Here is a 20270-nt window from a genome sequence, read left to right on the forward strand (position 1 = left end):
GAGTTCCAGGACGTCGTCCGCTCACGCCGCATGGTGCGACGGTTCCACGCGGACCGGCCGGTGCCCGCCGAGGTCAGGGACCGGATCCTGCACAACGCGACGCGTGGCCCGTCCGCAGGCTTCTCGCAGGGACAGGCGTTCCTGGTGCTGGAGGGCGAGGACTTGGACAGGTTCTGGGCGTTGCAGCCCAAGGAGAACGGCGTGTCGACCGCGCCGATGGTCATCGTCCCGTTCGCCGCCAAGCACGTCTACCTGGACCGCTACGCCCTGCCGGACAAGGGCTGGACCGACCGTGACGAGACCAGGTGGCCCGTGCCGTTCTGGTACATCGACACCGGCATGGCGACGCTGCTCATCCTGCAGACGGTGGTCGACCTGGGCCTCGGCGCGCTGTACTTCGGTCTCCGGCCGGAGGACGTCGAGCCGTTCCGCGAGCTGTACGGCGTCCCGGCCGAGTACGAACCCATCGGCGCGGTCGCCATCGGCTACTCCGACGAGCCGGAGCAGTCCGGTTCGCCACGCACCCGAAAGCGCCTGGCGCTGGACGAGATCGTGCATCACGGCAGGTGGTGACCGGTCCGGCCGCCCGGCTCGATGCCCAGCGTGGCGGACGAGACCGTGCGTTGCGGCCGGCAGTGCTCCTAGGGTGTAGACATGGTCGACATCCAGGTGCTCGGCGGTGCCGTCGAGCGAAGCGCGGAGATACTCACCCCGGAGGCGCTGGAGTTCCTCGCCAGTCTGCACGAGCGGTTCGCGGGCCGGCGTGACGAGCTCCTGGCGGCCCGCGCGGGACGGCGGGAGGAGGCCTCCCGCACCGGCAGGCTGGACTTCCTGCCGGAGACCCGCGAGGTCCGGGAGTCCGACTGGCGGGTCGCGGAGGCGCCGCCGGACCTGCGGGACCGCCGGGTCGAGATCACCGGGCCCACCGAGCGCAAGATGGCGATCAACGCGCTCAACTCCGGCGCCAGGATCTGGCTCGCCGACCTGGAGGACGCCAACACCCCGCACTGGGAGAACGTCGTCGGCGGCCAGGTCAACCTCGTCGACGCCGTCCGCGGCACCATCGCGTTCACCTCGCCGGAGGGCAAGGAGTACGCGCTCAAGGAGGACGTCCGGCACGCCGTGATCGTCATGCGCCCCCGCGGCTGGCACCTCGACGAGCGGCACCTCCAGGTGAACGGCCGGTCGGCCGTCGGCGCGCTCGTCGACTTCGGCCTGTACTTCTTCCACAACGCGCGGGCCCTGCTCGACAAGGGCAGCGGCCCGTACTTCTACCTGCCGAAGATGGAGAGCCACCTCGAGGCCCGCCTCTGGAACGACGTGTTCACCCACGCCGAGGAGACCCTGGGGATCCCCCACGGCACCATCCGCGCGACGGTGCTCATCGAGACCATCCCGGCCGCGTTCGAGATGGACGAGATCCTCTACGAGCTGCGTGACCACGCCTCCGGCCTCAACGCGGGCCGCTGGGACTACCTGTTCAGCATCATCAAGTACTTCCGCGACGCCGGCGCCGACTTCGTGCTGCCCGACCGCAACGACGTCACCATGACCGCGCCGTTCATGCGTGCCTACACCGAGCTGCTCGTCCGCACCTGCCACCGGCGCGGCGCGTTCGCGATGGGCGGCATGGCCGCGTTCATCCCCAACCGCCGCGACCCCGAGGTGACCGAGAAGGCGCTCGCCAAGGTCCACGACGACAAGCGGCGCGAGGCCACCGACGGGTTCGACGGCTCCTGGGTCGCGCACCCGGACCTCGTGGGCATCTGCGCCGAGGAGTTCGGCGCCGTCCTGGGCGAGAACCCCAACCAGCTCGGCAAGCTCCGCGAGGACGTGCACGTCACGGCCGACGACCTGCTCAACGTGAAGGCGACGCCCGGCCAGGCCACCGCCGCCGGCCTGCGTGCGGCCGTCGACGTCGGCGTCCGCTACCTCGCGTCCTGGCTGGGCGGCAACGGCGCGGCCGCCATCCACAACCTCATGGAGGACGCGGCGACCGCCGAGATCTCCCGCTCGCAGGTGTGGCAGTGGGTGCGCAACGAGGTCAAGCTCGACACCGGCGCGACCGTCACCGCAGACCTCGTGCGCGAGAACCTCGCCGACGTGCGTGCCGAGCTGGCCGACCTGCCGCACCTCGACACCGCGTGCGAGCTGTTCGAGCAGGTCGCCCTGGCCGACGAGTACCCGGACTTCCTGACGCTGCCTGCCTACGAGCGGATCTGAGGTTGCGGACCTCCCTGGACGCGGCGGCACTCACCGGGATCGCCGGCCGGCTGTCCGAAGTGGACGCGCACCGCGCGGCCCGGTACCCGGGCGACTCGGGTGGTCGCCAGCCGGTGCACACCTGTTACGTGCCGGCCGACGTGGTCACCGACGACCTGCCGGTCCAGTGGGGCGCCGCCGCGCTCGCCACGCTGGAGGAGCACGGGCCCGGCCCGCTCGCGTTCGCGGAGGTCCTCGGCCTGCCGCCGGCGTTGGCGGAGCCGGTGCACGAGAAGCTGGTCGCGAAGCTCGCCACGGAACCGGTGGAGGACCTGCGGATCGACTTCGAGGACGGCTACGGGTTCCAGCCGGACACCGTCGAGGACGAGGACGCCGTGCACTGCGCCGGGCTGGCCGGCGCCCTCGACGTGCCGTGGGTGGGCATCCGGTTCAAGTCGTTCGAGCACTTCGAGCGGGGGATCCGCACGCTCGACCTGTTCCTGACCCACCTCACGGTCGTGCCCGACGGGCTGACGCTGACGTTCCCGAAGGTCACCGACGTCGAGCAGGTCACGGTGCTGTGCGAGCTGCTCGGGCTGCTGGAGGACCGGCTCGGCCTGCCTCCGGGACGGCTGCGGTTCGAGATCCAGATCGAGACCACGCAGTCCGTCGTGGACTCGACGGGCCGGTTCGCGATCCCGCGGTTCATCGAGGCGGGTCAGGGCCGGGTCAGCGCGTTGCACTTCGGCACCTACGACTACACGGCCGCGTGCGGGCTCGCCGCGGGCGAGCAGCACCTCGCGCACGCGGCGTGCGACTTCGCCCGGCACGTCATGCAGGTCAGCGCGGCCGGTACCGGGGTCCGGCTGTCCGACGGCTCGACGAACATCCTGCCGATCGGGGACCGCGACACCGTGCACGAGGCGTGGCGCGAGCACTTCCGGCTGACGCTGCGCTCGCTCAAGCACGGCTTCTACCAGGGCTGGGACCTGCATCCGGCGCAGCTCGTCACCCGCTACGCCGCCAACTACGCGTTCTACCTGGGCAACGCCGAGACAGACGCCCAACGCCTGCGTGCGTACGTGGCGAAGGCCGACGCCGGCGTCCTCGACGAACCCGCGACGGCGCAAGCGCTTGCCATGTCCATGCGGCGCGCGGTGGACTGCGGCGCGCTGAGCGCCGCCGACGTGACCCGCCTGTGCGGCCTGTCCACGGCGGAGCTGGACGCGCTGGTCCGCAGGGAGGCACTGTGAGCGTGGCGTTCCGACGGCACGGAGCGGGCGAGGGGGCGTCCTGATGGATCTCATCATCCGTGCCGCCCGGATCATCACGCCGGAGGGCGAACGCGCCGGCGCGGTGGGGGTCAGCGACGGCGTGATCGTCGCGGTCGAGCCGGAGCTGGACGGGCCGGTGTTCGTCGACCTCGCCGACGACGAGGTGCTGCTGCCCGGGCTGGTGGACACGCACGTGCACGTCAACGACCCGGGCCGCAGCGAGTGGGAGGGCTTCGCGACCGCCACCCGCGCCGCGGCGGCAGGCGGCGTGACCATGATCGTGGACATGCCGCTGAACAGCGTGCCGCCGACCATCGACGTGCCGGCGCTCGACATCAAGCGCGCCACGGCCTTCGGCCGCACCTACGTGGACGTGGGCTTCTGGGGCGGTGCGGTGCCGGGCAACCGGACCGAGCTGGCGGCACTGCACGCGGCGGGCGTGTTCGGCTTCAAGTGCTTCCTGCTGGACTCGGGTGTCGCCGAGTTCGGCCACCTGTCGCCGGCCGAGCTGGCGACGGCGCTGGCGACGCTCCGCGACCTCGACGCGCTGATGATCGTGCACGCCGAGGACCCCGGCCTGATCGAGGACGCCCCGGACCCGCACGGCCGCGCGTACGGGGACTTCCTGGCGTCCCGGCCGAAGGACGCCGAGGACCGCGCGATCGCGACGGTGATCGAGCTGGCCCGGCGGCACGACGCCCGCCTGCACGTGGTGCACCTGTCGTCCGCGGACGCGCTGCCGATGATCGCGGCCGCCCGCCGCGACGGCGTGGCGATCACGGTCGAGACGTGCCCGCACTACCTGACGCTGGCCGCGGAGGAGGTGCCGGACGGGGCGACGCAGTTCAAGTGCTGCCCACCGATCCGCGAGGCCGCGAACCAGGCGCTGCTGTGGGAGGGGCTGCGTGCGGGGCTGATCGACTGCGTCGTGAGCGACCACTCGCCGTGCACCCCCGATCTGAAACGCTTCGACACCGGCGACTTCGGGCAGGCCTGGGGCGGCATCGCCGGCCTGCAGCTGGGGCTGCCGGCGATGTGGACGGCCGCGCGGAAGCGCGGTGTGCCGCTGACCGACGTGGTGCGCTGGATGTCCGCGGCCCCGGCGGACGTGGTCGGCCTGACCGGCAAGGGCGCGATCGAACCGGGCCGGGACGCGGACTTCGCCGTGTTCGCGCCGGCCGAGGAGTTCACCGTGGACGCCGCGAAACTGTTCCACCGCAACGCCGTCTCCGCGTACCACGGCCGCAGGCTGACCGGGGTGGTGCGGCGGACGTGGCTTCGCGGTCGCGAGGTGACCGGCGAGGCCCCGCACGGAAAGCTGCTGGTGCGGTGATGGAGTTCACCGGGTTGCCCGATCTGGCGTCGCGCCGCGTCGGCGGCAGCGTGCTGTGGGCGAACGACGAGCTGTTCGCGGAGAAGGAGAACCTGGTCCGGGCGACAGAGCCGGTGTTCCAGCCCGCGACGTTCGGCCACAAGGGCCAGATCTACGACGGCTGGGAGACACGGCGCCGCCGCGAGCCGGGTGTGGACGCGGCGGTCATCAGGCTCGGACTGCCCGGCGTCGTGCGCGGGGTCGTCGTGGACACGGCGTACTTCACCGGCAACTACCCGCCGTTCTGCTGGGTCGAGGCGGCGGCGGTGGAGGGTTACCCGTCGCCGGCGGAGCTTTCCGAGGCGGACTGGCGGACCGTGGTGCCGAGGTCGCCGCTGCTGGGCAACACGAAGAACCCGTTCGAGGTGGCGGATCCCCAGCGGTACACCCATGTCCGGCTGACCATCGACCCGGACGGCGGGGTGGCCAGGCTGCGGGTGCACGGCACCCCGGTGGCCGACCCACGTCTCGTGGACCTGGACTCGCTGGACCTGGCCGCGCTGGAGAACGGCGCCACGATCGACGGCTGCAGCAACATGTTCTACTCGTCGCCGGCGAACCTGATCTCCCCCGGCTTCGCCGCGGTGATGGGGGAGGGCTGGGAGACGGCCCGGCGGCGCGACGACGGCAACGACTGGGTGTCGGTACGGCTGGCCGGTGAGGGCGTGGTGCGCCTGGCGGAGCTGGACACGAGCCACTTCAAGGGAAACGCGCCGGGCTGGGCGTCACTGAGTGGTCTGACCGGCGACGAGTGGGTGGAGCTGCTGCCGAGGACCCGACTGCAACCGGACACCCGCCACCGCTTCCCGGTCCCCGGCGACCTACCGGTCACGCACGTGCGCATGGACGTCTACCCGGACGGCGGCATGGCCCGCCTGCGCCTGCACGGCACGCTGACCTCGACGGGCCGCCGCGATGTGGTCCTGCGCTGGTTCAACCGCCTGCCTGATGCCCAGGCTGTCGCGGTCCTGTCCGGCCTACCTCCGTCGGAGGCGTCGGCGTTGGTGGCGGCACGCCCGGCCACGGAGGTACCGCCGCTGTAGGCACCGACCGAACTGCCGACGACTTCCGCTCAGCGCGTTCACAAAGGACCGTCGAACCACGGCCGTGACCGGCGGAGAACCGAGCCCACGACAACCGTCGACCAGGCCGTGACCGATGAAGAGCCGAGCCCCGACAACCGTCGATCCCCGGGCCTGGCCACGAACGACCGTGACCTGCGAAAACAAAATTTTCCGAAGCTAGCCCCGAAATGGAGAGTAGGCAGCCCCCACCCGATCCCGGGGGCATCCCGCCGTGCCAGTCTACCGGGCAGCACCGACGGAAACACGCCAGAACCTGCGCCGATGGACCGTTCGTACGAGGATCACTCGAAGGGGGACAGCGTGGAACGGCGAACAGCGCGGAAGGGAACGGGTTTGAGCACAGGCGGGATGGGTATCAGGGGGATCGTGCGGAGCTCGTTCCGGCGTTGGCCGGTCAGCCGGTTGGATGCCGAACTCGTTCGACTCAGCGGCAAGTTGAAACCATCGCCGGCGGATGCCGGTTTCCGGCATCTCGGTCGCGCCGCCGACCGCAGCAAGATCTGGTTCGTCATCGCCGCCGGTCTCGCCGCCCGCAAGGGTTCGACCCGGCGCGCCGGACTCCGCGGTGTCGTGGCCATCGGGTTCGCCAGCTTCGCCGCCAGCTTCGTCGGCAAGCGCCTCTTTCCGCGTCGCCGGCCGGCCGCCGAGCTGCTTCCCGTCCCGCGCCGACTCGTCCGGCGCCCCAACTCGTCCTCCTTCCCCTCCGGGCATTCCGCCTCGGCGGCCGCCTTCGTCACCGCCGTCGCCATGGAGAACGGTCGCGCGGGCGCGCTCCTCGCGCCGCTCGCCGCCGCCGTCGGTTACAGCCGCGTCCACACGGGCGTCCACTGGCCCACCGACGTCGTGGCCGGCGCGGCCATCGGGGTCGGCGCCGCCTACGCCACCCGCCACTGGTGGCCCCACCCGAACGACCTGCCCGACGGCGAGCAGCAACGGGCCATCGACCACGAACTCGGTGACGGCGAAGGCCTCGTGATCGTCGTCAACTCCGGCGCAGGCTCGGCCGCGAACGTCCTGGCCGAGATCGAGAAGGCCTGGCCCCGCGCCGACATCATCGAGCTCGACCCCGAGACCGACATCGTCGCCGAGGTCACCAAGCGCATCGACGACGACGTCAAGGCGGTCGGCGCGGTGGGCGGCGACGGCACGGTCGCCACGGTGGCCGGCATCGCCGTCGACCGCGGCCTGCCGTTGGTCGTGGTCCCCGGCGGCACCCTCAACCACTTCGCCCGCGACCTCGGCGTCGACAACCTCGACGAGGCCCAGGCCGCGACCCGCACGGGCAGCGTCATCGTCTGCGACCTCGGCGACGTCAGGATCACCGACCGCAGCGGCGAGACCGAGCACGCCGTCTTCGTCAACACCGCGAGCCTCGGCGGCTACCCGGAGACCGTGCGGTTTCGCGAGAAGTTGCAGACGCGCTGGCCAAAGTGGGCGGCCGCCCTGCTCGCGAGCACTCGCGCGCTCCGCCGCGCCAAGCCGCTCGACATCGTGCTCAACGGCCGCCGCCACAAGGTCTGGATGCTCTTCGTCGGCAACGGCGCCTACGAGCCGAAGGGCTTCGGCCCCGCGCGCCGCCCGACGCTCGCCTCCGGCGTGCTCGACATCCGGTACCTGCGGGCCGACGTCCCGTACTCCCGCGCACGCTTCCTCCTCGCGACCCTCACCGGCACACTGCACGCAAGTCACGTGTACCGGCACCTGGAGTCCCCCGCGGTCGACGTCGTGCTGCTCGACGGCCACCGCCGCATCGCACTCGACGGAGAGGTGGGACCGCTGGGCCACTGGTTCCGGTTCCGCGCGCGGCAGGGCGCCCTGCGGGTCTACGGTTCTTGACCGTACGTTCCGGTAAAAGCTAGGGTCCTGGCGTGGCCAGGACCAAGGAGTTCGATCCGGACAGCGCGCTGCGGGCTGCCATGGACCTGTTCTGGCGCAAGGGTTACGAGGCCACGTCGATGCAGGACCTGGTGGACGGCCTCGGCATCGGCCGGGGCAGCATCTACGCCACCTTCGGTAGCAAGCACGAGCTGTACCTGCGTGCGCTGGACCGGTACGCGGAGCAGTCCGACGTCCGCGCGCTCGACCGGCTGTCCCGGTCCGGCCCGGCGCTGCCGGTGGTGCGCGAGTTCGTCCGCGCCTTCCTCGCCGACGCGCTGACCGACGGCCGTGGTTGCCTGGTCACGAACACGGCGGTCGAGTGCCCGCGGGACCGGCCGCTCGCCCGCCTCGTCGAGGTCAGCTGGGACGGCCTGGAGACCGCCTTCGCGAGCGCGCTCACGCGGGCGCGCAACCAGAGTGAGTTGGCCGAGGACAAGGACCCGCGCGCGATTGCGAGGTTCCTCGTGACGTTCCTGCAGGGCCTGCGGGTCCTGGCCAAGGTTCCCAACGAACGGCGCATGCGCGACGCCGTCGACCAGGCGCTGACGCTGCTGGACTGAGCGGGTTTTCCGCTGCCCCAAATCTGGAACGAACGTTCAAATAAAGGAGCTGCTCATGCGACGTCGAACCGTGTTGAAGAGCGCCGCCGCGGGTGGCGTGCTGGCCGCGACCGGTCTGCCCGCCGTGCCGCGGTCGACGAGTGGGTACGCGACCGTCAACGGCGTCCGGCTGCACTTCGTCACCGCCGGCAGCGGCGACCCGGTGGTGCTGCTCCCGGGTTGGCCCCGCACCTGGTGGGAGTTCCACAAGATCATCCCCAGCCTCGCCGCCACCCACCGGGTGATCGCCGTGGACCTCCGCGGCATGGGCGGCTCCGCCAAGCCGGCAGGCGGCTACGACAAGAGGACCATGGCGGCCGACATCGCGGCGCTCCTCGGGAAACTCGGCCATGACCGGGCGCACGTCGTCGGCTCGGACATCGGCGCGATGGTCGCGTTCAGCCTCGCCGCCAACCACCCGGACCTGGTCCGCACGGTCACCCTGCTCGACGTCGCCCATCCCGAGGAGAGCCTGTACCAGCTGCCACTGGTCCCGCGACCCGGCGAGACCTTCCACCTGTGGTGGTTCGCGTTCAACCAGGTCCGCGGCCTGCCGGAGCGGCTCCTCGCGGGCAAGGCCCGGGACCTGGTCGACCACCTCTGCGACCTGATACTGCTCGACCAGGACGCGGTAACCGAACGGGACCGGGACATCTACGCGGCCGCCTACGACACCCCGGCCGCCATCCGAGCCGGCAACGGCTGGTACCAGGCCTTCAACCAGGACATCGCCGACGACCGCACGTACGCGCCGGTGAGACCACCCCTCCTCGCGCTGGCCAACCCGGCCCAGTACGACTACCTACGCCGGCTCCTGCCCACCAAGGCGGCGGACGCGAACGTGACGCGCCTCGACGGCACCGGCCACTACCTGGTCGAGGAGGTGCCGGACGCGGTGCTGAGTCACCTGGCCGAACACCTGGCGCGAGGGTGAGCGGGCTAACCGCCGAGTGCCGCCTTCAACCGTCGTAACCGATCGTCCGGCCGCTGTCGCGGGCAGCTCACGCACTTCTGCTCGCCCGGCGACTCGTACACCAGGCAGCACGACGATCGCCGCACCACCCGCTGCCCGGCGACCTCGACGAACCGCGGTCGCGGGAACCGCCCGTCCGCGGCCAGTGCCGCCGCCTCGCCCTGGCCGCCACCCGCCCAGAGCACGCGGTTCGCCAGCGAGTCCGACGCGATCGCCCAGAGCGACCGGACCGGCGCCCCGGAAGCCGCGGCGACCGCCCCGGCACACGTCGCGACCAGCTCGCCCACCAGCGCGGACGCTTCCCCGCGCGGCACGGAGTCCGCCGACCGCGCGTCGAGCACCCGCCCGTCCGGATGCACCGACAACGTCATCGACCCCAGGGACGGCGTCGCCACCCGGCCCCCTTCCACGAAGGACGAAGCCGGCGGCCCGAGCAGCACCGAGCTGCCCGAGTACCACCACAGCACCCCCGCCGTCCGCGCGTCCACGCGGAACCGGCGCGCCGCCAGAACGAGTTGCGCGCCAAGCCAACCCGCGTCGGCGATGGCCGTCGCGGGCACTGTCACCAGCCCGCCGAGCGGAGCCTGCGGAGTGAGCATCGTTCCCGTGTGTTTCGCGTGCGGCTATGAACGCCGAGAGTAGCGGCTACGCGACCGAAACACCGATGTAACAAAATTCGGACGACAGTTCACGTGGGAGAAACCGGCGACGTCATCCCGCGAAACAGGACTTATCGATGCTCCCGGTGCAAATCTTGTGGTTCGGGAGGACGACTTGTTGGCTAACTCAGGAGATACCGCGTGGGTGCTGGCCAGCGCCGCGTTGGTCATGCTCATGACACCTGGCCTGGCATTCTTCTACGGCGGCATGGTCCGTTCCAAGAGTGTGCTCAACATGCTGATGTTGAACTTCATCGCGCTCGCGGTGATCACCATCCTGTGGATGCTCTTCGGCTTCAGCCTGGCGTTCGGCAACGACGTCGGCGGCGGCCTGCTCGGCAACCTCGACTGGGCCGGGCTGACCAACTCGTTCGGCAAGCTCGCCGGGTTCGGCACGGACGACGCGCCATGGCCGGGTGGTGACGCGCTCCCGGTGCTCGCGTTCGTGATGTTCCAGCTGATGTTCGCGATCATCACGCCCGCCCTGATCTCCGGTGCGATCGCCGATCGTGCGAAGTTCTGGAGCTGGGTCGTGTTCCTGGTCCTGTGGGCCTCGGTCGTGTACTTCCCGGTCGCGCACTGGGTGTTCTCGTTCGACGGCTTCATCGGCCCGAACTCCACCGGCGGCTGGATCGCGAACAAGCTCAAGGCACTCGACTTCGCCGGCGGCACCGCGGTGCACATCAACGCCGGTGCCGCGGGTCTCGCGCTCGCCTTCGTCCTCGGCAAGCGCAAGGGCTGGCCGAGGGAGACGCCCCGGCCGCACAACGTGCCGTTCGTCCTGCTGGGCGCCAGCCTCCTGTGGTTCGGCTGGTACGGCTTCAACGCCGGCTCCGCGCTCGCTGCCGGTGACCTCGCTGGCGTCGCGTTCACCAACACCACGATCGCGACCGCCGCGGCCGTCATCGGCTGGCTGCTCACCGAGCAGCTCAAGTACGGCAAGCCGACCACCCTCGGCGCGGCCTCCGGCGCGGTCGCCGGTCTGGTCGCGATCACCCCGGCCTGCGGGTACGTGGACACCTGGGGCGCGCTGGTCATCGGCGTCGTCGCGGGTGCGGTCTGTGCCCTCGCGGTCAGCCTCAAGTTCAGGTTCGGCTTCGACGACTCGCTCGACGTGGTCGGAGTCCACCTCGTGGGCGGCCTGATCGGCACGCTGCTGATCGGCTTCTTCAGCAAGGTCTCCGTCAACACCGCGTCCGTCGGCTCCGACGGCGTCTTCTACGGCGGCGGGTTCACCCAGTTGGGTCGTCAGGCGGTGGCAGCCGGCGCGGTGCTCCTGTACTCGTTCGTGCTGACACTGATCATCGGTTTCCTGATCAAGTTCACCATCGGGTTCCGCGTGAGTGAGGAGGCCGAGGTGACCGGCATCGACGAGGCCGAGCACAAGGAGACCGCGTACGACTTCGGTGGTATCGGTGGCGGCGGCGGCCTGTCGGACAGCCTGAAGCCGACCGCGGCGAAGTCCACCGAGTCCCTCGAGAGGAGCAAGGCATGAAGCTGGTGACGGCGATCATCAAGCCGTTCACGCTCGATGACGTCAAGGCGGCACTGGAGCAGGTCGGCGTGCTCGGCATGACGGTCAGCGAGGTCCAGGGCTACGGCCGGCAGAAGGGCCACACCGAGGTCTACCGGGGTGCCGAGTACTCGGTCGACTTCGTGCCGAAGGTGAAGATCGAGGTCCTGGTCGACGACGCTCTGGGCGACAAGGTGGTGGAGGCCGTGGTCGAGGCCGCGCGGACCGGCAAGATCGGTGACGGGAAGGTCTGGGTCACGCCGGTGGACACCGTGGTGAGGGTCCGCACCGGGGAGCGCGGCACCGACGCGCTCTGATGACGAACACGGGGGAGGGGGCGGCTTCGGCCGCCCCCACTGCCGCCGACCTGGTGTTGGCGCGTGACCGGCTGCTCGGCCGGGGCGCGCCGCACCAGGCCGGCCGACTCGGTCCGGACGTCCTGCGCGAGGCCCTGACCGACCTGCACGAGTTCTGGCTGACCGTGCACGCCGCACAGGCGGGCATCGGCGTCGAGGCGAGCGGGATCGCACTGGTCGCCGTCGGCGGCCTGGGGCGTAGAGAGCTCGTGCCGTTCTCCGATCTCGACCTCGTGCTCGTCCACGAGGGCAAGCGCGACGGCCGCATCGAGAAGGTCGCCGAGCAGCTGTGGTACCCGCTGTGGAACTCCGGCGTCGGCCTGGACCACTCCGTGCGCACGGTGCCCGAGGCACTCGACGTTGCCGCCACCGACCTGCGCACGGCCATGGGCCTGCTCGACGCACGGCACATCGCGGGCGACACGGCGTTGGCCGCGCAGCTGGCCGCCGCCGCCGTCGACGCGTGGCGCACGAGCGTGCGCCGCCGCGTCGACGAGCTCGTCGAGTCCGCGCGTGCCCGCTGGCGCCGCAGCGGCGAGGTCGCGCACTGGGTGGAACCCGATCTCAAGTACGGCCGCGGCGGCCTCCGCGACCTGGCGATCCTCGACGCGCTGGCGCTCGCGCAGCTGGTCGACCGGCCCGCCAGCGAGGTGTCGCAGGCCCGCAGGCTGCTGCTGGACACGCGGACCGAGCTGCGCCGCACCGCCGGCCGGCCCAGGGACGTGCTGATGCCGCAGGACGGCGACGAGATCGCCGCCGTCCTGGGCATGACCGACCGGTTCGTGCTCGCCCGCGCCCTGTCCGGCGCGGGCCGGACGGTCGCGTACGCGCTGGACGTCGCGCTGCGCGCGATCCAGCCGGCCAGGCAGAACCGCAAGATGCTCGGCGTGCTGCGCCGCCAGCCGCAGCGCAGACCGCTGTCCGAAGGCGTCGTGCTGAACGGCGACGAGGTCACCCTGGCACGCGACGTCGACCCGAGCAGGGACTCGGCGCTGCTGTTGCGGGTCGCCGCGGCCGCGGCGCGCAGCGGGCGGCCGATCGCGCCGGCCGCGCTGGCCAGGCTGGGGGAGTCCGCGCCGGAGCCACGCGCGCCGTGGCCCGCCGAGGTCCGCCAGGAGCTGGTCGCGCTGCTCGGCGCGGGCGACGGCCTCATCGACGTCGTGGAGTCGTTGGACCGCACGGGGTTGTGGGCCCGGCTGTTCCCCGAGTGGGGCGCGGTGCGGGACCTGCCGCCCCGCGACGCCGCGCACGTGTGGACGGTCGACCGGCACCTCGTGCAGGCCACCGCGAACGCGGCCAAGCTCGTGACCCGGGTGTCCCGCCCGGACCTGCTGCTGATCGGCGCCGTCCTGCACGACATCGGCAAGGGCCGCGACCAGGACCACTCGGTCGTCGGCGCCGCGCTGGCCAGGCAGGTCGGGGAGCGGCTGGGCCTGGCGCCGGCCGACGTGGCGACGCTGTCCGCGATGGTCCGCCACCACCTCCTGCTCCCGCACACGGCCACCCGCCGCAACATCGAGGACGAGGCGACCGTGCAGCGGGTGGTCGACACCCTCGACGGCGACCCGGTGCTCCTGGAGCTGCTGCAGGCGCTCGCCGAGGTGGACTCGCTGGCCACCGGGCCGGGCGTGTGGACGGACTGGAAGGCCTCGCTCGTCGCCGACCTGGTGACCCGCTGCCGCCGGCTGATGGCGGGGGAGAAGCAGGGGGAGCCGGCCCCGCTGGATGCCGAGCAGCGTGCCCTCGCGGACGCCGTGGCGGCGTCCGGGCGGCCGGACCTCATCATCTCGCCGTCGGCCGAGCACGCGTTCGCGACGGTCACGCTGGTGGCGCCGGACCGGCCGGGCCTGCTGTCGCGGGCGGCCGGCGTGCTGGCGCTGCACTCGCTGTCGGTCCACGCGGCCGAGCTGCGTGCGCACGCCGGCGTCGCGGTGGACGTCTTCTCGGTGTCTCCACGCTTCGGCTCGCTCCCGGACGCAGGCCTGCTGCGTGAGCAGTTCAGCCGGGCCGTATCGGGCTCGCTGCCGCTGGCCGAGAAGCTGGCCGCCAAGGAGCGCGACTACGCGTCCGAGCTGGACGACCCGCCCGAGGCCCGCGTCCTGTGGTTCGCGGGCGAGGCCGACGGCGGCGCGGAGTCCAAGGACGTGGTCCTGGAACTCCGCGCCCCCGACCGCCTGGGCCTGCTCCACAGCGTCGCGGAGGCACTGGAACGCTGCGGCGCCAACATCCTCTGGGCCCGCGCCATGCAGGTCGGCGGCACGGCCATCTCGTCCTTCAGCCTCGCCTCGACCAGCCCGGCCAACGGCGACACAACCAGCGAAGACTGGCGCCGCGAAATAGAACGAACCGTCCTGTCCGCCGTCTAGCCCCGCGAGTCCCGCGTCCACACACCGCGAGTCCCGCGTTGACACATACCGAGTCCCGCGTTCAGACATACCGAGTTGTGGTTTCGTGCACACCAAGATCCGGCCCGCGCGTCAGGACCTGCACGAAACCACAACTCGCTGTGTGCGAACGCGGGACTCGCTGTGTTTGAACGCGGGACTCGCGAGCTACTGAGTAGTAACCCCTAGTCCTATCCAGGGGTCTTCGCGCTGCCAGCGGGTTCGCGAAGACGAGAGGCTATGGCTGTGCCCAAGGGGAGAAGGGCGCAACAGGGAAAGGCCGGGATGGGGCTCGTCGAGGGGTCGAGCCCATCCCGGCGGCCACAGGCGCTGACCGGCTACCGTAGACAGGGTGTTCGACACTCTTTCCGACCGGCTCACCTCGGTCCTGCAGAACCTCCGCGGCCGCGGCCGGCTGTCCGAGGCCGACATCGACGCGACCGCGCGCGAGATCAGGATCGCGTTGCTGGAGGCGGACGTCGCGCTTCCGGTGGTCCGGACCTTCATCGCACGGATCAAGGAACGCGCCAAGGGCGCGGAGGTCTCCGGTGCGCTGAACCCCGCCCAGCAGGTCGTCAAGATCGTCAACGAGGAGCTCGTCGCTATCCTCGGCGGCGAGACCCGGCGCCTCGCCTTCGCCAAGACCCCCCCGTCGGTGATCATGCTCGCCGGCCTGCAGGGTTCCGGTAAGACGACCCTCGCCGGCAAGCTGGCCCGCTGGCTCGTCAGCCAGGGCCACACGCCGATGCTCGTGGCCTGTGACCTCCAGCGCCCCAACGCCGTCAACCAGCTGCAGGTCGTCGGCGAGCGTGCCGGTGTGCCGACGTACGCGCCGGAGCCCGGCAACGGCGTGGGCGACCCGGTCGACGTGGCCCGCCGCTCCATCGACGAGGCCAAGCGCGCCCAGCACGACATCGTCCTCATCGACACCGCCGGCCGGCTGGGCGTCGACGAGGAGATGATGCGCCAGGCGGTCGACATCCGCGAGGCGACGCAGCCGGACGAGGTCCTGTTCGTGGTCGACGCCATGATCGGCCAGGACGCGGTCACCACGGCCGAGGCCTTCCGCGACGGTGTCGGCTTCACCGGCGTGGTGCTCACCAAGCTCGACGGCGACGCCCGAGGCGGCGCCGCGCTGTCGGTCCGCGAGGTCACCGGCCAGCCCATCCTCTTCGCGTCCAACGGCGAGAAGCTCGAGGACTTCGACGCGTTCCATCCCGACCGGATGGCGAGCCGCATCCTCGGCATGGGTGACGTCCTCACCCTCATCGAGCAGGCCGAGCAGGCGTTCGACAAGGACCAGGCCGAGGTCGCCGCCGCGAAGATCGGCACCGGCGAGCTGACGCTGGAGGACTTCCTCGAGCAGATGCTGGCGGTCCGCAAGATGGGCCCGATCGCGAACCTGCTCGGCATGCTCCCCGGCGCCGGCCAGATGAAGGACCAGCTGGCCCAGGTCGACGACAAGCACCTCGACCGCCTGCAGGCCATCATCCGCGGCATGACCCCGGCCGAGCGCAACAACCCCAAGATCATCAACGCGTCCCGCCGGCAGCGCATCGCCCGCGGCTCGGGTGTGCAGATCCGCGAGGTCAACGACCTTGTCAACCGGTTCTACGAGGCCCGCAAGATGATGCAGCAGATGGCGGGCCGCTTCGGCTTCCCGGGCTCCCGCAGCGCCACCAAGGCACGCAAGGGCAAGAAGGGGAAGAAGGGCAAGGGGCGCGGCCCGACGCCGCCGAAGGTGCGTGGCGGCCTGCCCGGTTTCCCCGGCGGCATGCCGGACCTGTCGCAGATGCCCCCGGGCCTCAACGAGCTGCCGCCCGGTTTGTCCGGGCTCGACCAGGGGCTGCCCCCGGGCTTCGACCCGTCCAAGCTCAAGTTCCCCAAGAAGGACAAGTAGCGCATGCCGGCGCTGCACATGCGGGGAGTGGTGCTCCCCGAGGGTGAGAGCCGCGACCTGTGGATCGTCAACGGCCGCATCCGGCTGACCCCGGTGCCGTACGCGGAGACCGTGGTGGACGGCGGTTTCCTCCTACCGGGACTGGTCGACGCGCACTGCCACATCGGACTCGCGGCGGCGGACCTCGACGAGGCCGAGCAGCACGCGCTCACCGACCGCGACGCCGGCACCCTGCTCATCCGTGACTGTGGCGCCCCGCTGGACACCCGGCCGCTGCAGGAGAAGCTGGAGCTGCCACGGATCATCCGCGCCGGCAGGCACATCGCGCGACCCAAGCGGTACATCCGCGACGTCAGCGAGGAGGTGGGGTCGCCGGAGCTGCTGCCCGCCGTGGTCGCGGAACAGGCCGCCGCAGGCGACGGCTGGGTCAAGCTGGTCGGCGACTGGATCGACCGCGACAAGGGCGACCTCGCGCCGCTGTGGCCGGACGACGTGCTGGCCGAGGCGGTCAAGGTCGCCCACGAGGCCGGCGCCCGGGTCACCGCGCACGTGTTCAGCGAGGAGGCGCTGCCTGGCCTCATCACCGCCGGCATCGACTGCATCGAGCACGGCACCGGGCTCACGCCCGACACGATCGAGCTGATGGCCTCCCACGGCACCGCGCTGGTCCCGACGCTGATCAACATCGAGACGTTCCCGGGCCTCGCGGAGGCCGCGACGAAGTACCCGGTCTACGCGGGACACATGCTCGACCTGTACGGCCGAATCCGGCAGACCGTCGCCGACGTCCTGGCGGCGGGCATCCCGGTGTACGCCGGCACGGACGCCGGCGGCGGCATCGCACACGGCCGCATCGTCGACGAGATCATCGCGCTCCACGAGATGGGTATGACCACCGAGGACGCCATCGGCTCCGCCTCCTGGGCGGCCCGCACCTGGCTGGGCTACCGGGGGATCGAGGAGGGCGCCGCGGCCGACGTCATCGCCTACGACGAGGACCCCCGCGTGGACCTGAACGCGCTCCGGCAGCCGTCCCGGGTCCTCCTCCGCGGTCGGGTCGTCAAATGACCGTGAATTGTCCCCTCGCCTAGTCGAGTTCTGCGGCCCTTCACCGACTACGCTCAGGTAGGTGACAGCGGAGCGGGAGATAACGGACGCGCCGAGTGCCGTTGTCGACCCTGTCACGGTCCGTACCCACCGCTGGGGTTTCGGCGCGTTCCTGCTGGTCTTCGCCGTCTTCGTGCTCACCGCCGTGATGATCGGCGCCGTGTTCCGCGCCATGGCCCCGCAGGTCACCGCCTCCCCGACGGCCATCGTCATCGGCACGATGGTGCCCACGGTGGTCGCCGCCTGCGTGACCCTGCTCATCACCAAGATCCGCGGCAACGGCCCGCGGATCGACCTGCGCTGGTCCATGCGCCGCGAGGACGTCCGGGCCGGCATCAAGTGGGGTGTCATCGGGCTGATCTGCACCACGTTCGCCGCGTTCGTCTGGACCAGCGTGGTGGGCGAGCAGAACGCCCAGTCCGCGATCGGCGCACTCGTCGACAACCAGCGCATGCCGATCGTGCCGGCGATCATCCTGTTCGTGTTCGTCTGGCTGATCGGCCCGGTCTGCGAGGAGCTGATCTACCGCGGACTGCTCTGGGGCGCGCTCGAACGCCTGAAGTGGGGCCGCTGGGCTGTGTTCGGGCTCACCACGGTCATCTTCGCGGTCAGCCACCTCGAACCGCTGCGTACCACGTTGTTGCTGGTCATCGGCATTCCCATCGGGCTGGCGCGGCTGTTCAGCGGCCGGCTCGGCGCCAGCATCGTCGCGCACCAGGTCAACAACTTCCTACCCGCGCTCGCCACGTTGCTGGTCGCGGTCGGGGCCATGCCCGCGTAGCGAACCCCATCTGGCAGAATGGCTAGCTGTCCGTCGTGGCCGGACCCTCTCACCGTGCCATGACGCCATCGAACTTGGGGCACCAGCGAGCCGCACCCCCACGTGGCCCGCCGGCGCTCACAACGTCATCAAGAGGAGCACCACCACCCGTGGCAGTCAAGATCAAGCTGCAGCGTCTCGGCAAGATCCGGGCGCCGTACTACCGCGTTGTCGTCTCGGATGCCCGCACCCGGCGCAGCGGCAAGGCCATCGAGACGATTGGCCAGTACCGCCCGAAGGAGGAGCCGAGCTTCATCCAGGTCGACTCCGAGCGCGCCCAGTACTGGCTCGGCGTCGGCGCGAAGCCGACCGAGTCGGTGCAGCGGATCCTCGAGATCACCGGCGACTGGCAGAAGTTCAAGGGCCTCCCGGGCACCGAGGGCACCCTGAAGGTCAAGGAGCCGAAGACCAGCAAGCAGGAGCTGTTCGAGCAGGCGCTGAAGGAGGCCGGCAGCGAGCCGACCACCGAGGCCACCACCCCGAGGAAGAAGGGTGGCGCTCGCAAGCCCGACGCGAAGAAGGCCGACGAGAAGTCGGATGAGGGTGCCAAGGAGTGAGCTTCCTGGCTGACGCTCTCGAGCACCTGGTGCGCGGCATCGTCGACCACCCGGACGACGTGCGTGTCGAGCTGGTGACCACTCGCCGTGGCCGCACACTCGAGCTGCACGTCAACCCGGACGACCTCGGCAAGGTCATCGGCCGCGGCGGTCGCACGGCCACCGCGCTGCGCACGGTGATGGCCGGCATCGGCGGCCGCGGCATCCGAGTGGACGTCGTCGACACGGACCAGTAGTGCCTGAGCTTCTGCTGGTCGGCCGCGTGGCCAAGGCACACGGCATCTCCGGCGAGCTGGCCGTGGACATCCACACCGACGTGCCCGACGAACGCTTCGTGCCCGGGGCCGTGCTCACCGCACGGCTCCGGGACCGTTCCGTTCGCCCGGTCACCGTGGCGACCGCCCGTCCGCACTCCGGTCGTCTGCTGGTCAGGTTCGACGAGGTCCCCGACCGGACCGCCGCCGAGAACATGCGTGGCGCACAGCTGCTGGTCGATGTGGCCGAGCTGCCGCCGTCGGACGATCCGGACGCCTTCTACGACCACGAGCTGGAAGGCCTCGCCGCCGTCCTCGCCGACGGCACGTCGGTCGGCACGGTGGTGGAGATCGCCCGCAGCCCGGGCGCCGAGCTGCTGATCCTGAAGCGGGAGGACGGCACCGAGGCACTGGTCCCGTTCGTCCGCGCGATCGTCCCCGAGGTGGACGTCAAGGGCGGACGCGTGGTCCTCGACCCGCCAGAAGGCCTGCTCTAGTGCGCCTCGACGTCGTCACGATCTTTCCCGAGTACCTCGACCCACTGCGCCAGGCCTTGCTGGGGCGGGCGATCGAGCGTGGGCTGCTGACGCTGGACGTCCACGACCTGCGGAAGTGGACGCACGACGTCCACAAGGCGGTCGACGACAGCCCGTACGGCGGTGGTCCCGGCATGGTCATGAAGCCCCAGGTCTGGGGCGAGGCCCTCGACGAGCTGAGCGCCTCCGGGACACCCCGTCTCGTCGTGCCCACGCCCGCGGGCCGCCCGTTCACCCAGGCCCTGGCCCGCGAGTACGCGGCCGAGGACTGGCTGTTGTTCGCCTGCGGCCGCTACGAGGGCATCGACCAGCGCGTCCTCGACGACGCGGCCCGTCGCATGCCCGTCGACGAGGTCTCCATCGGCGACTACGTGCTCGTCGGCGGCGAGGTCGCGGTCATGGTGATCGTCGAGGCCGTCGCACGCCTGCTGCCCGGCGTGCTCGGCAACCCGGCCTCGCACGAGCAGGACTCCTTCTCCGACGGGTTGCTGGAGGGCCCCAGCTACACCCGCCCGGAGCTGTGGCGCGACCTCCCGGTGCCCGAGGTCCTGCGCTCCGGCAACCACGGCGCCATCGCCCGCTGGCGCCGTGACCAGGCACTCACCAGGACGTCCGCACGACGCCCCGACCTGCTCGCGGCACTCCCGGACGACGCGTTCGACAAGCACGACCGGACCCATCTGGCCGGCCTGGGAGATCCCCGTTTCGACTCGGGAAAATCGGTCTGACATACTGAACCGGTTGTTGCGACCCGGGTGGCGCCTGGGCGCACTCAAGACTCCCCAAGGTTGACAGCTAACT

Annotated in this window: 19 protein-coding genes; 18 read left to right on the forward strand and 1 reads right to left on the reverse strand. The window is 71.1% G+C overall.

Annotation, left to right across the window (positions count from 1 at the left end; genetic code table 11):
- From VET29_RS15645 to VET29_RS15680, 8 genes are all read left to right on the forward strand, one after another.
- Positions 1-573 (forward strand): nitroreductase family protein (locus VET29_RS15645; protein ID WP_324920631.1); only part of this gene is annotated, 573 nt, incomplete at its 5' end.
- Between the two features lie 81 nt (positions 574-654).
- Entirely contained in the window at positions 655-2223 is a 1569-nt protein-coding gene (aceB, locus tag VET29_RS15650; RefSeq protein ID WP_324920633.1) for a malate synthase A, read from the forward strand.
- Between the two features lie 2 nt (positions 2224-2225).
- Positions 2226-3455, forward strand: a complete 1230-nt coding sequence (locus VET29_RS15655; protein ID WP_324920635.1) for a DUF6986 family protein — start codon at positions 2226-2228, stop codon at positions 3453-3455.
- A 43-nt stretch (positions 3456-3498) separates the two neighbouring features.
- Positions 3499-4809 (forward strand): allantoinase AllB, encoded by a 1311-nt coding sequence (gene allB, locus VET29_RS15660; protein ID WP_324920637.1) that lies wholly within the window; start codon positions 3499-3501, stop codon positions 4807-4809.
- Positions 4809-5891 carry an allantoicase gene (gene alc, locus VET29_RS15665; RefSeq protein ID WP_324920639.1) on the forward strand — a complete coding sequence of 361 codons (1083 nt, stop codon included), beginning with the start codon at positions 4809-4811 and terminating at the stop codon, positions 5889-5891. Before allB ends, alc begins: the two co-directional genes overlap by 1 nt.
- Positions 5892-6281: 390 nt before the next feature.
- A complete protein-coding gene (locus tag VET29_RS15670; RefSeq protein ID WP_414636507.1) occupies positions 6282-7769 on the forward strand; it encodes a bifunctional phosphatase PAP2/diacylglycerol kinase family protein in 1488 nt (495 codons plus the stop codon).
- Positions 7770-7801: 32 nt separating this feature from the next.
- Positions 7802-8371, forward strand: a complete 570-nt coding sequence (locus VET29_RS15675) for a TetR/AcrR family transcriptional regulator (protein WP_324920643.1) — start codon at positions 7802-7804, stop codon at positions 8369-8371.
- A 55-nt stretch (positions 8372-8426) separates the two neighbouring features.
- On the forward strand, positions 8427-9344 hold the full coding sequence (locus VET29_RS15680; protein WP_324920645.1) for an alpha/beta hydrolase: 918 nt from the start codon (positions 8427-8429) through the stop codon (positions 9342-9344).
- Positions 9345-9349: 5 nt separating this feature from the next.
- Here VET29_RS15680 and VET29_RS15685 read toward each other — a convergent pair whose 3' ends face one another.
- The gene (locus VET29_RS15685; RefSeq protein WP_324920647.1) at positions 9350-9982 is read right to left on the reverse strand and encodes a (2Fe-2S)-binding protein; all 633 of its coding nucleotides are present in this window, start codon (positions 9980-9982) and stop codon (positions 9350-9352) included.
- Between the two features lie 178 nt (positions 9983-10160).
- On the opposite strand from VET29_RS15685, the gene VET29_RS15690 reads away from it, so the two are divergent.
- The 10 genes from VET29_RS15690 (at position 10161) to trmD (ending at position 20197) form a co-directional block, all read left to right on the forward strand.
- Entirely contained in the window at positions 10161-11537 is a 1377-nt protein-coding gene (locus VET29_RS15690; RefSeq protein ID WP_324920650.1) for an ammonium transporter, read from the forward strand.
- Complete coding sequence (locus tag VET29_RS15695; protein WP_324920652.1) at positions 11534-11872, forward strand: P-II family nitrogen regulator; 339 nt, start codon at positions 11534-11536, stop codon at positions 11870-11872. The genes VET29_RS15690 and VET29_RS15695 overlap by 4 nt, the downstream gene beginning before the upstream one ends.
- Positions 11872-14277, forward strand: coding sequence for a [protein-PII] uridylyltransferase (locus tag VET29_RS15700; protein WP_324920654.1), 2406 nt, complete (start codon positions 11872-11874; stop codon positions 14275-14277). The genes VET29_RS15695 and VET29_RS15700 overlap by 1 nt, the downstream gene beginning before the upstream one ends.
- A 370-nt stretch (positions 14278-14647) precedes the next feature.
- On the forward strand, positions 14648-16195 hold the full coding sequence (gene ffh / locus VET29_RS15705; protein WP_324920656.1) for a signal recognition particle protein: 1548 nt from the start codon (positions 14648-14650) through the stop codon (positions 16193-16195).
- Positions 16196-16198: 3 nt separating this feature from the next.
- Positions 16199-17263, forward strand: a complete 1065-nt coding sequence (locus tag VET29_RS15710) for an amidohydrolase family protein (RefSeq protein WP_324920658.1) — start codon at positions 16199-16201, stop codon at positions 17261-17263.
- 61 nt (positions 17264-17324) lie between these two features.
- Positions 17325-18083, forward strand: a complete 759-nt coding sequence (locus VET29_RS15715) for a CPBP family intramembrane glutamic endopeptidase (RefSeq protein WP_324920660.1) — start codon at positions 17325-17327, stop codon at positions 18081-18083.
- Positions 18084-18232: 149 nt separating this feature from the next.
- Positions 18233-18679: a 30S ribosomal protein S16 gene (gene rpsP, locus VET29_RS15720; RefSeq protein ID WP_324920663.1), complete on the forward strand. Its 447-nt coding sequence runs from the start codon at positions 18233-18235 to the stop codon at positions 18677-18679.
- Positions 18676-18915: an RNA-binding protein gene (locus tag VET29_RS15725; protein ID WP_324920665.1), complete on the forward strand. Its 240-nt coding sequence runs from the start codon at positions 18676-18678 to the stop codon at positions 18913-18915. The genes rpsP and VET29_RS15725 overlap by 4 nt, the downstream gene beginning before the upstream one ends.
- The gene (rimM, locus tag VET29_RS15730; RefSeq protein WP_324920667.1) at positions 18915-19430 is read left to right on the forward strand and encodes a ribosome maturation factor RimM; all 516 of its coding nucleotides are present in this window, start codon (positions 18915-18917) and stop codon (positions 19428-19430) included. The genes VET29_RS15725 and rimM overlap by 1 nt, the downstream gene beginning before the upstream one ends.
- Positions 19430-20197, forward strand: coding sequence for a tRNA (guanosine(37)-N1)-methyltransferase TrmD (gene trmD, locus VET29_RS15735; protein ID WP_324920669.1), 768 nt, complete (start codon positions 19430-19432; stop codon positions 20195-20197). Before rimM ends, trmD begins: the two co-directional genes overlap by 1 nt.
- Positions 20198-20270 lie beyond the last annotated feature (73 nt).

The sequence above is a fragment of the Actinophytocola sp. genome (assembly GCF_035634895.1).
GTDB lineage: Bacteria > Actinomycetota > Actinomycetes > Mycobacteriales > Pseudonocardiaceae > Actinophytocola.

Bases quoted from the DNA above. Each gene is read 5' to 3' on its own strand.
- aceB (WP_324920633.1), top strand. From the start codon at position 655: ATGGTCGACATCCAGGTGCTCGGCGGTGCCGTCGAGCGAAGCGCGGAG.
- allB (WP_324920637.1), top strand. From the start codon at position 3,499: ATGGATCTCATCATCCGTGCCGCCCGGATCATCACGCCGGAGGGCGAA.
- alc (WP_324920639.1), top strand. From the start codon at position 4,809: ATGGAGTTCACCGGGTTGCCCGATCTGGCGTCGCGCCGCGTCGGCGGC.
- VET29_RS15670 (WP_414636507.1), top strand. From the start codon at position 6,282: ATGGGTATCAGGGGGATCGTGCGGAGCTCGTTCCGGCGTTGGCCGGTC.
- VET29_RS15680 (WP_324920645.1), top strand. From the start codon at position 8,427: ATGCGACGTCGAACCGTGTTGAAGAGCGCCGCCGCGGGTGGCGTGCTG.
- VET29_RS15685 (WP_324920647.1), bottom strand. From the start codon at position 9,982: ATGCTCACTCCGCAGGCTCCGCTCGGCGGGCTGGTGACAGTGCCCGCG.
- VET29_RS15695 (WP_324920652.1), top strand. From the start codon at position 11,534: ATGAAGCTGGTGACGGCGATCATCAAGCCGTTCACGCTCGATGACGTC.
- VET29_RS15700 (WP_324920654.1), top strand. From the start codon at position 11,872: ATGACGAACACGGGGGAGGGGGCGGCTTCGGCCGCCCCCACTGCCGCC.
- VET29_RS15710 (WP_324920658.1), top strand. From the start codon at position 16,199: ATGCCGGCGCTGCACATGCGGGGAGTGGTGCTCCCCGAGGGTGAGAGC.